This is a genomic window from Nocardia sp. CY41, from assembly GCF_009829325.1.
GTDB lineage: Bacteria > Actinomycetota > Actinomycetes > Mycobacteriales > Mycobacteriaceae > Nocardia.
Window position 1 is genome coordinate 136545 of sequence record NZ_VUOS01000012.1, and the last position, 13029, is coordinate 149573.

At 70.5% G+C, this 13029-nt stretch carries 16 protein-coding genes; 6 read left to right on the forward strand and 10 right to left on the reverse strand.

Annotated features, from left to right (window positions below; all coding sequences use genetic code 11):
* Positions 1 to 128 precede the first annotated feature (128 nt).
* Positions 129 to 1307, reverse strand: a complete 1179-nt coding sequence (locus GVY64_RS14340; RefSeq protein WP_236566827.1) for an AI-2E family transporter — start codon at positions 1305 to 1307, stop codon at positions 129 to 131.
* A gap of 73 nt (positions 1308 to 1380) precedes the next feature.
* Positions 1381 to 2433 (reverse strand): NAD(P)-dependent alcohol dehydrogenase, encoded by a 1053-nt coding sequence (locus tag GVY64_RS14345; RefSeq protein ID WP_159841523.1) that lies wholly within the window; start codon positions 2431 to 2433, stop codon positions 1381 to 1383.
* 161 nt (positions 2434 to 2594) lie between these two features.
* On the opposite strand from GVY64_RS14345, the gene GVY64_RS14350 reads away from it, so the two are divergent.
* Positions 2595 to 3716, forward strand: coding sequence for a S1C family serine protease (locus tag GVY64_RS14350; RefSeq protein ID WP_159841525.1), 1122 nt, complete (start codon positions 2595 to 2597; stop codon positions 3714 to 3716).
* Between the two features lie 6 nt (positions 3717 to 3722).
* Here GVY64_RS14350 and GVY64_RS14355 read toward each other — a convergent pair whose 3' ends face one another.
* The 3 genes from GVY64_RS14355 to GVY64_RS14365 form a co-directional block, all read right to left on the reverse strand.
* Positions 3723 to 4289 (reverse strand): vitamin K epoxide reductase family protein, encoded by a 567-nt coding sequence (locus tag GVY64_RS14355; RefSeq protein WP_159841527.1) that lies wholly within the window; start codon positions 4287 to 4289, stop codon positions 3723 to 3725.
* The gene (locus GVY64_RS14360) at positions 4286 to 5065 is read right to left on the reverse strand and encodes a DsbA family protein (protein WP_236566828.1); all 780 of its coding nucleotides are present in this window, start codon (positions 5063 to 5065) and stop codon (positions 4286 to 4288) included. Before GVY64_RS14360 ends, GVY64_RS14355 begins: the two co-directional genes overlap by 4 nt.
* A gap of 108 nt (positions 5066 to 5173) precedes the next feature.
* Complete coding sequence (locus tag GVY64_RS14365) at positions 5174 to 5818, reverse strand: TetR-like C-terminal domain-containing protein (RefSeq protein WP_159841529.1); 645 nt, start codon at positions 5816 to 5818, stop codon at positions 5174 to 5176.
* Positions 5819 to 5924: 106 nt separating this feature from the next.
* Here GVY64_RS14365 and GVY64_RS14370 point away from each other — a divergent pair, with 106 nt between their 5' ends.
* Positions 5925 to 7250, forward strand: a complete 1326-nt coding sequence (locus tag GVY64_RS14370) for a carboxylesterase family protein (RefSeq protein WP_236566829.1) — start codon at positions 5925 to 5927, stop codon at positions 7248 to 7250.
* A 123-nt stretch (positions 7251 to 7373) separates the two neighbouring features.
* A complete protein-coding gene (locus GVY64_RS14375) occupies positions 7374 to 8237 on the forward strand; it encodes an LLM class flavin-dependent oxidoreductase (protein WP_159841531.1) in 864 nt (287 codons plus the stop codon).
* 31 nt (positions 8238 to 8268) lie between these two features.
* On the opposite strand, the gene GVY64_RS14380 is transcribed toward GVY64_RS14375, so the two are convergent.
* From GVY64_RS14380 to GVY64_RS14395, 4 genes are read right to left on the reverse strand one after another with little or no spacing between them, the layout of a single operon-like run.
* Positions 8269 to 9117 (reverse strand): polyphosphate kinase 2 family protein, encoded by an 849-nt coding sequence (locus tag GVY64_RS14380; protein WP_159841533.1) that lies wholly within the window; start codon positions 9115 to 9117, stop codon positions 8269 to 8271.
* Positions 9118 to 9151: 34 nt separating this feature from the next.
* Positions 9152 to 9877 carry an ESX secretion-associated protein EspG gene (locus GVY64_RS14385; protein WP_159841534.1) on the reverse strand — a complete coding sequence of 242 codons (726 nt, stop codon included), beginning with the start codon at positions 9875 to 9877 and terminating at the stop codon, positions 9152 to 9154.
* Positions 9874 to 10536, reverse strand: a complete 663-nt coding sequence (locus GVY64_RS14390; RefSeq protein WP_236566830.1) for a hypothetical protein — start codon at positions 10534 to 10536, stop codon at positions 9874 to 9876. The genes GVY64_RS14385 and GVY64_RS14390 overlap by 4 nt, the downstream gene beginning before the upstream one ends.
* A 40-nt stretch (positions 10537 to 10576) precedes the next feature.
* A complete protein-coding gene (locus GVY64_RS14395) occupies positions 10577 to 10969 on the reverse strand; it encodes a hypothetical protein (protein WP_159841536.1) in 393 nt (130 codons plus the stop codon).
* Positions 10970 to 11151: 182 nt separating this feature from the next.
* Here GVY64_RS14395 and GVY64_RS14400 point away from each other — a divergent pair, with 182 nt between their 5' ends.
* The 3 genes from GVY64_RS14400 to GVY64_RS14410 all read left to right on the forward strand — a co-directional run bounded on the left by GVY64_RS14400 (position 11152) and on the right by GVY64_RS14410 (position 12336).
* Positions 11152 to 11898, forward strand: coding sequence for a GntR family transcriptional regulator (locus GVY64_RS14400; RefSeq protein WP_159841538.1), 747 nt, complete (start codon positions 11152 to 11154; stop codon positions 11896 to 11898).
* A 61-nt stretch (positions 11899 to 11959) separates the two neighbouring features.
* Complete coding sequence (locus GVY64_RS14405; RefSeq protein WP_159841540.1) at positions 11960 to 12151, forward strand: hypothetical protein; 192 nt, start codon at positions 11960 to 11962, stop codon at positions 12149 to 12151.
* Between the two features lie 41 nt (positions 12152 to 12192).
* Positions 12193 to 12336 carry a hypothetical protein gene (locus GVY64_RS14410; protein ID WP_159841542.1) on the forward strand — a complete coding sequence of 48 codons (144 nt, stop codon included), beginning with the start codon at positions 12193 to 12195 and terminating at the stop codon, positions 12334 to 12336.
* Positions 12337 to 12391: 55 nt separating this feature from the next.
* Here GVY64_RS14410 and GVY64_RS14415 read toward each other — a convergent pair whose 3' ends face one another.
* Positions 12392 to 13024: a class I SAM-dependent methyltransferase gene (locus GVY64_RS14415; RefSeq protein WP_159841544.1), complete on the reverse strand. Its 633-nt coding sequence runs from the start codon at positions 13022 to 13024 to the stop codon at positions 12392 to 12394.
* Between the last annotated feature and the right edge of the window lie 5 nt (positions 13025 to 13029).

Consider the following 13029-nt stretch of genomic DNA (forward strand, 5'->3'; position numbering starts at 1 on the left):
CGGCGACCGGATGACCACTCAGGTGGAGTACGACACCGCGCGCTACAGCCGGGCGCAGCTGCGGCAGGTGGGTCAGGCGCTGAGGCGTACGTTGGCCACGGTCCGCGCCGTCTAGCTGCGCGCTCGGCTCATTCCGCCGGCGGCTCGTGACGGCCGGTCCGCCGAAGCATCCACTGCCTGCCGAACTTACGGCGGCGTTTGGGTGCCCCCCCGCGCTCCACGTCGGCCTCGACGTCGTAGCGGCGGATATAGGCGCCGGCGAACGCCTGCACCGTCGCGGTGACCGGAATGGCGAGCAGTGCGCCGGTCGCGCCGAGCAGCGCCGCGCCCGCCAGCACCGCGCCGAAAGCGACGGCCGCGTGCATGTCCAAGGTGGTCGCGGTGATGCGCGGTTGCAGTACGTAGTTCTCGAATTGCTGGTAGAGCACGATGAACCCGAGAATCCACAGCGCGGTGCTCGGCCCGTGCACCAGCCCGACGATCACCGGCAGCGCACCGGCGAGATAGGTGCCGACCGTGGGGATGAACTGGGAGACCACGCCGACCCACAGTGCGAGGGCGAACGCGGACGGCACGTCCAGGATCCGCAACATCACGTAATGCGCCAGCGTCGAGATCAGCGCGAGCAGGCCCCGCGAGAAGATGTATCCGCCGGTCTTCTCCACCGCGATGTCCCAGGCGCGCAACACGTGCCGCTGGCGCCGCGGCGGCAGCAGCGAGCAGACGGCGGTGCGGATCCGGGGGCCGTCGGCGGCGAAGTAGTAGGTGAACAGCAAGATGCCGAGCCCCTGGAAGAGCGCGCCGATCGCGGCGGTGCCGATGCCCCAGACGTTGCCCGCCAACCCCGTGAGGTAGCCCTCCAGGGTCGAACTCCAGTCGGTGGCGTACTTCTGGATGTCCGTACTCGACAGATCCTGGTGGAAGGTGTGGTTGATCCACTCCACGCCCCGATCGGCGTATTCGGGGGCGTTCTTCACCAAGGTGGTGACCTGCTCGACCAGCAGCGCCCCCAGCGTCCAGAGGAAGGCGACCACGAGAGCCGTCAGCCCGAGGAACACCAATCCGGTTGCGGGACCCCGCCGCATGCCGCGCCGCGCCAGCCAGTTCACCGCGGGCTCGATCGCGAAGGCGAGGAACAGCGAGACCAGCAGAACCGTCAGCAGGCCCTGCAGCCGCTCCAGCACCCAGAACGCCGCCAGCAACCCGGTGATCGTCGCCGCGGCCAGCAGGAACGCACGCGGCAGCCACGAGGGCATGTCCCGCGCGCCGTTGGCGGGTGGCGTCTCGTCGTCGTCCTGCACAGGCACACCGCCAAGGTACCCACGCCGCGACCGGTTCGCGGCCGGACGACGCGGGGCCGCGCCGGTGCGGCGAGCAGGCTCACATGGTTGAGACGTCGATGACGAATCGGTAGCGCACGTCGCTGGCCACCACCCGGTCGTAGGCGCCGTCGATCTCGTCGGCGGCGATGAGTTCGATCTCGGCGCCGATGCCGTGCTCGGCGCAGAAGTTCAGCATCTCCTGGGTCTGGGCGATACCGCCGATCATCGAACCTGCCAGCGAACGGCGGTACCCCGCGAGATCGAACGGCCTGACGCTCACCGGGTTGTCGGGAAGGCCGAGGATCACCAGGGTGCCGTCCAGGTTCAGCAGGCGCATGTAGTCGCCCATGGGCAGGTCCGCCGAGACGGTGTTGAGAATCAGGTCGAACCGGCCGCGCAGCTCGCGGAAGGTCTGCTTGTCGCTGGTCGCGTAGTAACCACTGGCGCCGAAGAGCTTGCCGTCGTCCTGCTTGCTCAGCGAATGGCTCAGCACGGTGACCTCGGCGCCCATGGCGGCCGCGAGCTTCACCCCGACGTGGCCGAGCCCGCCCATGCCGATGACCGCGATCTTCTTGCCCGGTCCGGCGCCCCAGTGCCGCAGCGGCGAGTACACCGTGACGCCCGCGCACAGCAGCGGCGCGGCCACGTCCAAGCCGATCCCTTCGGGGATGGCGACCACGAAGTTCTCGGTCACCACGATCTGCGTGGAGTACCCGCCGAGGGTGTGCCCGCCGGGCTGCACCGCCGGGTCGACCGCGGTGTTGTAGGTCATCGTCGCGCCCACGGCGCAGTACTGCTCCTCGTCGGCCAGGCACGGCCCGCAGACCCCGCAGGAATCGACCATGCAGCCGACGCCGACACGGTCGCCGACCCCATGCCTGGTGACCGCGGATCCGACCGCCGCGACCACGCCCGCGATCTCGTGCCCCGGCACGCAGGGGTAGCGGGTCCGGCCCCACTCGTCGCGGGCGGTGTGGATGTCGGAGTGACAGATGCCCGCGAACTTGATGTCGATCAGCACGTCGTGCGGACCCAGGTCCCTGCGTTGGATCGTGACCTTCTCGAACGAGCCGTCGGAGGTGGACAGGGCGTAGGCGGCGGCGGTGCTCATGAAGACATGCCTACCGTCGCATGGGTGCCGTTGCCAACTGTGACACGAGAAAGGCACGCTCGAGGGCCTTTTTCCGGCGCGGTCCAGCGTTCGATGATCTTCGGCGGCGTTCTCCGGCGACAATGGAATCGGTGAGCGGTTTCGGCCGAGGCGGGAGAGCCATGGACGAACAACGGCAGCAATGGACCGGGGCGCGGCGCACACCGCGCGGTGGCCGGGTGTTCGTGTCGGTCCTCACCCTCGTGCTCGCGGTCACGGCATTCCTCGGATATCGCGCCGATCTGCCGGACCCCGCCCCGCACGACCCCGCCGGGACCGCGGCTTCGGTCGCATTCGCTCCGCCCGCGCCGCTGGACCCCGGCATGGTCACCGCGGCGGTGCGGCCCGCGCTGGTCAACATCAACGCCTCGGCCGAACGATCGGGGCCGGGTGCGGCGGGATCCGGCATCGTCCTGACCGCCGACGGAGAGGTGCTCACCAGCCATCACGTGGTCAAGGGCGCGGACACCGTGACGGTCACCGACGTGGGCGACGGCAAGGTCTACGACGCGGTGGTACTCGGCTACGACGCCGAGGCCGACATCGCGTTGCTCGACCTGGCCGCCGCCGGGCTGCCGACCGCGCATATCGGCAGTTCGGCGGGATTGCGGCTGCGGGAGGAACTCGTCGCGATCGGCAACGCGGGCGGAACCGGCGGAACGCCGACCGCGGTGCACGGCCCCCTCACCGACTTGGACAGCGCGATCGTCGCGGTCAACACCGCCGATCTGTCCCGCAAAGCGCTCAGCGGGATGCTGGAGGTCGCCGCGGCGGTCACGCCGGGACAGTCCGGCGGAGCCCTGGTCGATCGCAACGCCTCGGTGGTCGGTGTCATCGCCGCGGCCTCGGGCGACGGGGCGCGCCCGGCAGACCATCCGGCGAACGGGTACGCGGTGCCGATCGACGCCGCGATGCGGGTGGTCCAGCAGATCCGCTCGGGGACGCCCACCGACACCGTGCACATCGGCCCCACGGCCACCCTCGGCGTGCTCATCTCCAACGCGCTGCCGGTCGGGACGGGCGCGCGGGTGGACGTGGCGATCTACGGCATGCCCGCGTATACCGCCGGTCTGGCCGCCGGGGACGTCATCACCTCCGTCGACGACCGCATGGTCACCAGCGCCCAAGCCCTGCGCGCCGCACTGAACAAGCGCAAACCCAACGACACGGTGCGATTGGGCGTCACCGGCGCGGGCGGCGCGCGCACGGTGCCGGTGGCGCTGGTCGCGGGCCCGCCGAACTGAGCCGGATCAGACCAGCGACAGCCAGTAGTCCTGGAAGCGCAGGAACACCAGCAGCAGCACGACCGCGAAGAACAGCGCGACGATCGTCCACCGCCATTCGGCGAGCACGCCCAGCGGCCCCCGGGAGCCGCCCCACAGCTGGTCGGTGGTCACCGCGAGCAACGGTGTGACGATCGCCCAGACCACCATGCAGTACGGGCACAGCGCGTTGATCCGGTACAGGCTCTGGAAGATCAGCCAGCAGACGAAGCCGACCCCGAGCAGCGTGCCCAGCCACAGTCCGCCCCAGATCCAGCGCGGGAAACCGACCGCGGCCACCGACAGCACGCCGAGCGTCACGACGACCGAGAACGCGACGATGCCCATCAGAGGGTTCGGGAACCCGAAGACCGCGGCCTGGTCGGTCACCATCACCGACCCGCAGGACAGGATGGGGTTGATGCTGCACGACGGTGTGTAGCCGGGATCGGTCAGCAGCTTGAACCGTTCCACGGTCAGTGCCACCGCGGCCAGCCAGCCGGCCAGCCCGCCGATCAACAGGACCCAGGCGGCCCGGGGTCCCGCGGTGATCATCGGCCCGCGGCGGCGTTGATCGCGGGTGCGAGGCCGCCGGTGCCGAAGATCTCCTGGCTGGACTCGACCTTCTTGCCGTTCACGAACACCGAGGGCGTCGACTGGATACCGCTTTCCAGCACGTCCTTGGTGCGGGCCTGGATGTACTTGTCGAACTTGTGGTCGGTGATGCACTGGGCGACCGCGTCGTCGGTGTAGCCGGCGCTCTTGGCGATCTGCACCAGCTGCTCGTCGGTCAGGCCCGCGCCGCCCTCCGGCGGTTGCTGCGCGAACATCGTCTGCAGCCACGCCTGGTACTTCGACGGGTCGGCCTCGGCGACACAGTAGGCGGCGTTGGCCGCGCGTGTGGAGTACCGCGTGGTGGAGGCCTTGTCCAGGAAGGCGATGATGTTGTATTCGACGACCGCGGTGCCGTTGGCCACCGCGTCCTCGAGCACCTGTCCGTTGGCCGCCTCGAAGGCTTTGCAGGCGGGGCACTGGAGGTCGGCGACGACGCGCACGGTGACCTTCGCGTCCGGCTTGCCGATCCGGACGGCGCCGTTGTCGGTGAGCGAGCCGGGCACGCCGCCCGCGTTCGCGGTGCCGGTCGCCGTGATGGCCGGGGTGGGGCCGGGATCGTCGTTACGGGCCTTCTTCACCGCGATGCCGATGCCGATCGCCGCGATCAGCGCGACGAGCACGGCGGCGACGGCCACCTGGATCAAGATCTTGCGGTTGCGGTCGGCGCGTTCCGCCGCCAGCAGCGGGTTCGACTTCCCACCCTGGTTTTTGCTCACCGTGCGCTCACCACGCCTTTCGCTCGCCGGACGGTTCCTGCCGCCTCGATCGTAGATCCGCCGACCACCTTGCCCCGCGATCGGCCCACAGCGGTCATCATGGTCGGCCTACCTGAGAGATTCCGAAACATCCGTCCCGCTGCCGGTGACACCGGCCGAGTCGCGCCCGGCGGCGGATTCGGCACGGGTGATGCCGGTGAGGATGAGATCGACGGCGTCGCGGGCCAGCCCGGGCGGCAGGTCGCCGCCCAATTGCGTGACGTGCAGATGGACCAGGCCGCCCAGGGTCAGCACGGTCAGCCGGGGATCCACCGTCGCCGCGACGTCGCCGCGGGCGATGGCCCGCCGGACGATCTCTTCCGACGCCGACAGCCGCCGCACCCAGAATTCGCGCCGGATCGCCTCCACCTCCGGATCGGCCTCGGTGATCACACTGCCGCGGATCAGAGCCCGGCCCGAAGGCGTCCGCGCGAAACGGATGAGATCGGTCATGAACCGCTCCAGATCGCCGCGTAGCGATCCGGTGTCCGGTAGCGGGATCTCTTCGGCCACGCGGGACAGCAGGGCCTCCAGAAGCAACCGGGGCAGCGTCTTCCACCGGCGATAGATCGAGGTCTCGTGGACGCCCGCGTCCGCGGCGATGTCGGCGATCCGCACGGCGCCGATGCCCGCCGACTCGATGCGGGCCGAGGTCGCGTCGAGCACGGCTTTCCGTAGACGTGCGCCGCGGATCTGTCCGGGGGAATCAGCCATGCGGCGATTATCGCAAGTCCACTTGCGTTCATGTCGGACGCGGCTTTAGCGTGGAGCTATCGCAAGTCGTCTTGCGATGGAAAGCGAGAGTGGCATGGAGCATGTCATGGCGGCCTCCGGGCGCTGGCGAGGCGAGTCCCGGGCCGGGGTCGCGGTGTTCCGGGGCATCCCGTACGCCCGGGCCGAGCGGTTCGGCCCGCCGGAGCCGGTCGAGCCACCGGACGGGGTGTACGACGCGACACGCCGGTACGCCATAGCACCGCAGCTGCCCGGACGGCTCGAGGTTGTGCTGGGCCGGGCGGAGGCGCTGGCGCAGTCGGAGGACTGCCTGGCGGTCACCGTCACGGCCCCCGCAGGTGCCGAACCGGGCAGCTGTCCGGTGCTGATCTGGCTGCACGGAGGCGCCTATCTCGCGGGCAGCGGCCAATGGAACCTGTACGACGCGGACCGGCTCGTGCGCGAGACCGGCATCGTGGTGGTGTCGGTGAGCTACCGGCTCGGTGTGCTGGGGTACCTGCGCGCACCGGGTGTCTCGGCCGGAAATCGCGGCCTGGACGATCAGATCGCGGCGCTGCGCTGGGTGCGGGAGAACATCGCCGAGTTCGGCGGCGATCCGGAGCGCGTCACCCTGGCGGGACAGTCCGCGGGCGCGCAGTCGGTCGTCGCGCTGCTCGGCATCGCGGCGGCCAGGAGCTTGTTCGCCCAGGCGATCGTGCAGAGCGCGCCTTTCGGCGTCGGGTTCCGGAGTCACCGGCAGGCCGAGCGGGTGGGGGCGATGTTCCGCGCCGAACTCGGCGCCGATCCGCGTACCGCACCGGTGGCCGACCTGCTCGCCGCGCAGGCACGGACGGCCCGCCGGATAGCGGGGCCCGCCGCGCTGAATCCCGCACCACCCTTCTCGCCGGTGGCCGATGCGGGCGCACTGCCCGGCGAGCACGCGTGGCGGCATGCGGTGCGGGACACGGCCACCGAACTGCCGGTGCTGCTGGGTTGCACAGCCGAGGAGGCCCGGGCGTTCTACGGTGGCCCGCATCCGGTCTTCGGCAGACTACGGCGACTGCCGGTGACGGGCGCCCGGCTCGACGTGGCGATCCAGCGGCTGATCGGGCGAAAAGCGTTCGAGGACGGACTGTTCCGTTTCGCCGACGAACTGGCCGACGCCGGGGCGCGCGTGTACTGCTACCGGATGGGACAGCTCCATCCGGCGAATCCGTACGGCGCCTGCCACTGCATCGACCTACCGCTGCTGTTCGCCGACGGTGACACCTGGCGAGCCGCGCCGATGCTCGCGCCCCTCACGGCGGGCGAGATCGACGCGCTCGGCCGCCGAACCCGCAGCCACTGGGGCGAATTCGTGCACACCGGACGGATCACGGGCACCGGCTGGACGCCGCACCGGCCGGGCTCGCGTCTCGCCCGGCAGCTGCCCTGAGCGCACCTCGGGTGAGGTCACCGAACTGTTCGCCATCGACGTCGCGAACCGACCGGCCGCACATGCCGCCGCGCTCGCCGGTTATCCGCGCTCGATAGATCCGCAGCCGGTAGGAATAGTGGGATGACTGTTCTCGGTGCTGTGTTCCGTCCGCAAAATCCGCCCGAACTGCTGCGCGAGGCGGCCCGTGTGGCCGAGGCCACGGGCCTGGAAGAGCTGTGGCTGTGGGAGGACTGCTTCCTGGAGAGCGGAATCGCCGGCGCGGCGGCCGCGCTCGCCTGGACCGAACGAGTGCGCGTCGGAGTCGGGCTGCTGCCGGTGCCGCTGCGCAACGTCGCGCTCACCGCGATGGAGGCGGCGACGCTGCACCGGCTGTTCCCGGACCGGTTCCTCCTCGGTGTCGGCCACGGCGTGCAGAGCTGGATGGCGCAGGTCGGCGCACGCGTCGAGTCGCCGGTGACGTTGCTGAGCGAGTATGTTGCCGCGTTGCGCGCCCTGCTGGCCGGCGAGCGGGTCACCGTCTCGGGCCGCTATGTGCGGCTCGACGCCGTCGCGCTGGACTGGCCGCCCGCCACGCCGCCGAAGGTCTACGCGGGCGCGCGCGGACCGCGCTCCATCCGGCTGTCGGGGGAACAGGCCGACGGCACCCTGCTGGATTCGATCACCGACGCCGACGGCGTCCGTGCGGCGCGCACGCTGATCGACGAGGGACGTGCCGCGGCCGGGCGCACCGACCGCCACCACGTGGTGGCGAACCTGCTGGCGGTCACCGGCCCGGACGCCGAAGCGCGCCTGGCCGCCGAACGCACCCCGGCGCACGCGCCGAAGGCGGGCGTGGCGGGTGACGCGCACGCGATCGCCGAAGCCGTGACCGCGCTGGCCGAGGCGGGCGCCGACACCGTCGTCCTCCAGACCACCGCCGACGATCCGGATGCCGCCGCCTACCTCCGGTTCGTCGCCGAGGAGGTCCGGCCACTGGTCGCTTGAGTTCGCCCGCGTGAAGCCGCGCCGCGACGCCCTACGCTCGGGCCAGGCGACGTTTCTGCGCCTCGACGTCGAACGTCGGCCCGGGCCAGTCGAGGTCCAGCCGCTCGAGGGCGGCGATCAGCAGTTCGGTGACCGCGAGCCGGGAGAACCACTTGCGGTCGGCGGGCACGACATACCAGGGCGCGTACTCGGTCGACGTGCGATCCAGCATCGCCTGGTACGCCTCCTGGTAGGCGGGCCAGTACGCGCGCTCGTCGATGTCGGCCGGGTTGAACTTCCAGAACTTGTCCCTGCGTTCCAGTCGCTCGGCGAGCCGTTTCTTCTGCTCGTCGAGCGAGACGAACATGGCCACCTTCACCAGCGTGGTGCCCTCGTCCACCAATTCGCGCTCGAACGCGTTGATCTCGTCGTAGCGCGGCTCCCACACCGTGGGCGGCACCAGGTTGTGCACGCGCACCACGAGCACGTCCTCGTAGTGCGAGCGATCGAACACCCCGAGCTGACCCGCGCGCGGCAGCGCCTTGCGGATGCGCCACAGATAGTGATGGCGCCGCTCTTCCTGCGTCGGCACGCCGAAGGCGGCGTGATCGACGCCCTGCGGGTCGACGGAGCCGATGACGTGCCGGACGATGCCGCCCTTGCCCGCGGTGTCCATGCCCTGCAGGATCAGCAGCACATTGCGCCGGTCGCCGCCCGACCTGCCGTTGGCGTACAGCTTCTCCTGCAGATCCGACAGCACCTGGCTGCGTTCGGCCAGCAGCTCGAGTCCTGCTTTCTTGTCGCCGGAGAACCCGGGCGTCCCGGAGGTGTCCAGCTCCGCTACGCGCAGGCCATCGGCTTTCATGGCTTCGGTAGCGCACGTCGTCCACTGTTCGGGCATGGTCTCAACCTACCTACGCGGCCCTCGCGCCCGGTCAGACTTGCGCGAGCCGCAGCAGCTGGGCGGCGAACTCTTCGTCCGAGACGGGGGTGAGAACGAGATCCTGCGCCGTGGTGAGCAGATAGCGGCCATCGCCGGTGAAGTCCAGCCAGGTGCGGTGGCGGGTGGGCGGTGACATCGGGTTCTCGGGCTCCACCGTGACGGTGATGAAGCCGCGTCCGTCCACGGGTTTGCGCAAGGTTTGGCGGAATTTCGCCGCCCCGCGATGACCATTGGCGACGAACGGCTCGGTGTGGTCCGGACTCAGCACCGCGTCCTGCGGCTCGCGCATCGGGGCCAGCTTGCCCGGCCGCGCCGACCCGATGATCTGGACCAGGCGCTCGCCCACAGCGCGGGCATGGCACATCTGCACGGTCACCCGGTCGGGCGTGGCGACCAGGATGCCCGCGTGGTTGTGCACCACCGCGGCGAAGGCGAGGATCTGTTCGGCCGCCGCGCCGTCTCCGTTCCGGGCGAGCGGCGTGCGTTCGCCGGAGACGGTGATGGTGGTCGCGTCGTTGCGCGCGCAGAGCATCAACGCGGCGGCCAGGTCCGGGTCGGCTTGGCGGGCGAAGCGCTGTGGCAGACGGAGGGCCAGGTATTCCGACTCGGTCCGCGCCGTGGCCGAAGGGACCATGTTGACCGGGTAGGGCCTGCGGTCCAGGCTCGTTTCGTTCGTCCAGACATGCGTGAATTCGTCCGGGGTCAGCACCCATTTCACCGTGCGCCGCCTCCGCGGACGGAATCCGGATCGCCGGGTGCGTCCTCGGTCGCGGAACCTGCTCGCGGCCGGGGGAATTCGGGAACGTGATCGCCGGTGGCGGGCATCGTCGGGGTGTAGACGTACGTCATCGTGTCCCGGACATCCGCCTCGATGTCTGCCGCCGCACTATCGTGTTCCATCCTACGTTTTCCACCGTAAACCGCTTCGGCGGCCGGGTCGGCCAGCGGGCGATACCGCTGCGGCGGCGCGATCGCGCCCCGGACCGTTTGCGCGGCATCGCTATTCAACTCCATCAGCCGGGCGACCGCCCGGCACACGTCGTGCGCGTCCTCGCCCGCGCGGACGAACTGCCTGGTCGCGCCGACCGCGGCATCGGCCGCCCGGCCGGACCAGCGCGCGAACTCCCGGTTGGTGGCATCGGAGAACGCTTGGAACGCTTCGGCCACCGCGGTGGCGTTCGCCTGCCACGCCGCGGCGACCCGGCCGAGCGCCGCCGGGTCGAGCGCTTCGTGCACCAGGTCCCAGATCTGCTGGTGGGTGTAGGCGCCGAACAGTTCCCGATCCGGCGCGTAAGCGGGATCGGTGGCGCCGCTGGTGAATCCGGCCAGCTCCTGCCGGATGCCGTCGGCGGCGGCGCGTGCCGCGGAGTCTGCCATCGGTCCTCCCCTCAGTCGGTTCCGGCGCGTGGGCGCGTGCTCACCGGGGCTCCAAGTAGTCGGCGACCAGCCGCAGCGCGGCCTGGTTAGCCGCCTCGGCGTCGGCGAGCCGGTCGGCCGCGGCGAGATAGGCGGCCTTGAACAGCAGCGCCGTCTCCTGGAACGCGGTCAGGGTGTCCAGGTACTGGCGTCCTTTCGCGGCGAACCCGCGGGTGAGACCCTGGCCGGTGGGCAGGTCGGGGAACCCGGTCACGTCGGTGACCAGGTGTTCGTCGGTCATCGCGCGGCGCAGATCGTCGACGAGCCGATCGCAGGCGGCGGCGAGGTTCTCCGCGACCGCGGTGTCCAGCTCGAACCTCTCGCCCCCGCCCGCGCCGACGGCCGCCGCGTACAGCTCTCGCGCCGTCCCCTGTCCGGTATCGGGTACCGCCACGTGGAACCCCCTTCGGCTCGGTCCTGTTCGTACCGCGCTGTACTGGACTCGCACTTTACCGGTCGGTACAGCGCCACGGACCGCGTCGGTGCCGGGCTTGTGCGCGTCACCCGGCGCCCGGCTCCGCCGTTGTTACACTGACCAGCGGTCCGAGGGGCGGTGTCCGCAGGGGAAGGCGACCGGTGACCGGAATCGAGGGCGTGGTCCCGAAATACCTGCAGATCGCAGCGCATCTGCGGGAACTGATCGAGCGCGGCGAGCTGGCCGCGGGCGCCGAGGTGCCGTCCGAGCGCGAACTCGCCGCCCGCTGGAAAGTGGCCCGGCCCACCGCCGCCAAGGCGCTGAATACGCTGCGCCAGCAGGGCATCGTCAGGTCTCGCCGTGGGTCGGGCACCTATGTGGCCGAACAATCCGCGCTGCTGCGGGAGAGCGCGCCGCGATACGAGTCGTCTTCACCCGGGGATTACTCGGTGCGCGTGCTGCGTGCGGAGGTGGTGGAAGGACCGCGGGAGGTCACCGACGCGCTCGGCCTGCCCGCCTCCAGCGCGGTGGTCGTCCGGAAGTTACTGAGCGAGGAGCATTCCGGCGGCGCGCGGCTGATCACCTGCTGGTATCCCAGCGAATTCGCTTCGGCCGCCACACTGTTGCTCGAACCCGAGCCGGTGCCCGGGGACGTCTCGCGGTACCCGGAAGCCGTGCTCGGGCGTGGTGTCGCGATCGTGCGGGAAAGCGTCGGCGCCCGGCTGGCCACGGAGGACGAACGCCGCCATCTCGGGCTCGCGCCCCCGGCGGCGGTGCTGGTGGTGCACCGCATCGGCCTGGACGCCCACGGTGGCGCGCTGGAGTACCGCGAAAGCGTCCACCCGCCCGGACGGTCCACCTTGCATCGGGAGTATTTCACCAGCTCAGCGGCCAATTTCCGCCGTTGACACCCGTTCGCCGCAACTGGCATAGTCCACTTGTCGGAAGTGTCGAAGGGTGGGAGGGGCGATGTCCGATCAATTGACCGTCGGCGGCTGGGTGATCGTGGGGGAGCAGTGCTCGGTCCGCCTGGCCCCGGTACCTCGCGGCGACTACCTCGCATTCGTCTTCGAAAGCAGCGGAAACGAATTCGAATTGGCCCTGGCTCCCGCCATCCTGCACCGCATGGTCGATCTCGGCGTCGGTTCGCTTCCGTCCTGACGCGGACATCGGCGGCCTGCCGCGCAGGCTCGGCCTACGAGGTGCTCGATGGCGACGAGGCGGTGGTGCTCGGCAAGGTCGTGTCGGTGGCACCGCCGGCCCTGACCTCGATCGTCGTCGGGGCGGCGATGTGCCTGGGCGAGCGTGGCATCCGCCCGCCGGGACCGTGGACGAGCACGAATTGACGATCCGGTCGGCCCCGGCGACCCGCACCGTTCGTGCGGCCGGGAGGTCGCGCGATCAGGCGGGCTTCGTCGCGCTGACGTACTGGAGCAGGCGATGGACCCGCTGGTCGATCTCCACCAAGCCCTGCTCGGCGAAGAGGGTCGGAAAAGTCCGCGTGCCGAACACCCGCAGACCGCTCAAACCGCCGACCACGCGGCTCACCTCGCCGATGGGGTTGGCGGCTCGGTAGCTGGTGGTGATCGCGATCCGGCCACCGGGAGCCAGGACGCGGATCATCTCCCGCGCGGCGACGAGCGGATCGGGGATGAGGTAGAGCGCGCCGAAACAGCAGACGGCATCGAAGGTTCCGTCCGCGAACGGGAGCGAGCGGGCGTCGCCGCGCAGATACCCGACGCGCGGTCCGGCGTTGTCGGCGACGGCGCGCGCCAGCATCGGCTCGGAATAGTCCAAGCCGATCGCGTAGCCGTCGCCGGCCAGTGCGTCGCTCAGGTGTCTGGTGAAATTGCCCGGCCCGCAAGCGATGTCGAGCACCTTCTGCGGGCCGCCGAGCCGCAGGGTCGTCACCGCGTCGCGCCGGTCCGACGCGGTCGTCCGCCCGCTCGCGAGATAGAACAGCGTCGGCCGCCAGGCTCGCTCGTACACCGCGGCGAGCGCGGGGGCGTTCATCGTCTTCCGTGCGAGGTTCACCGGAG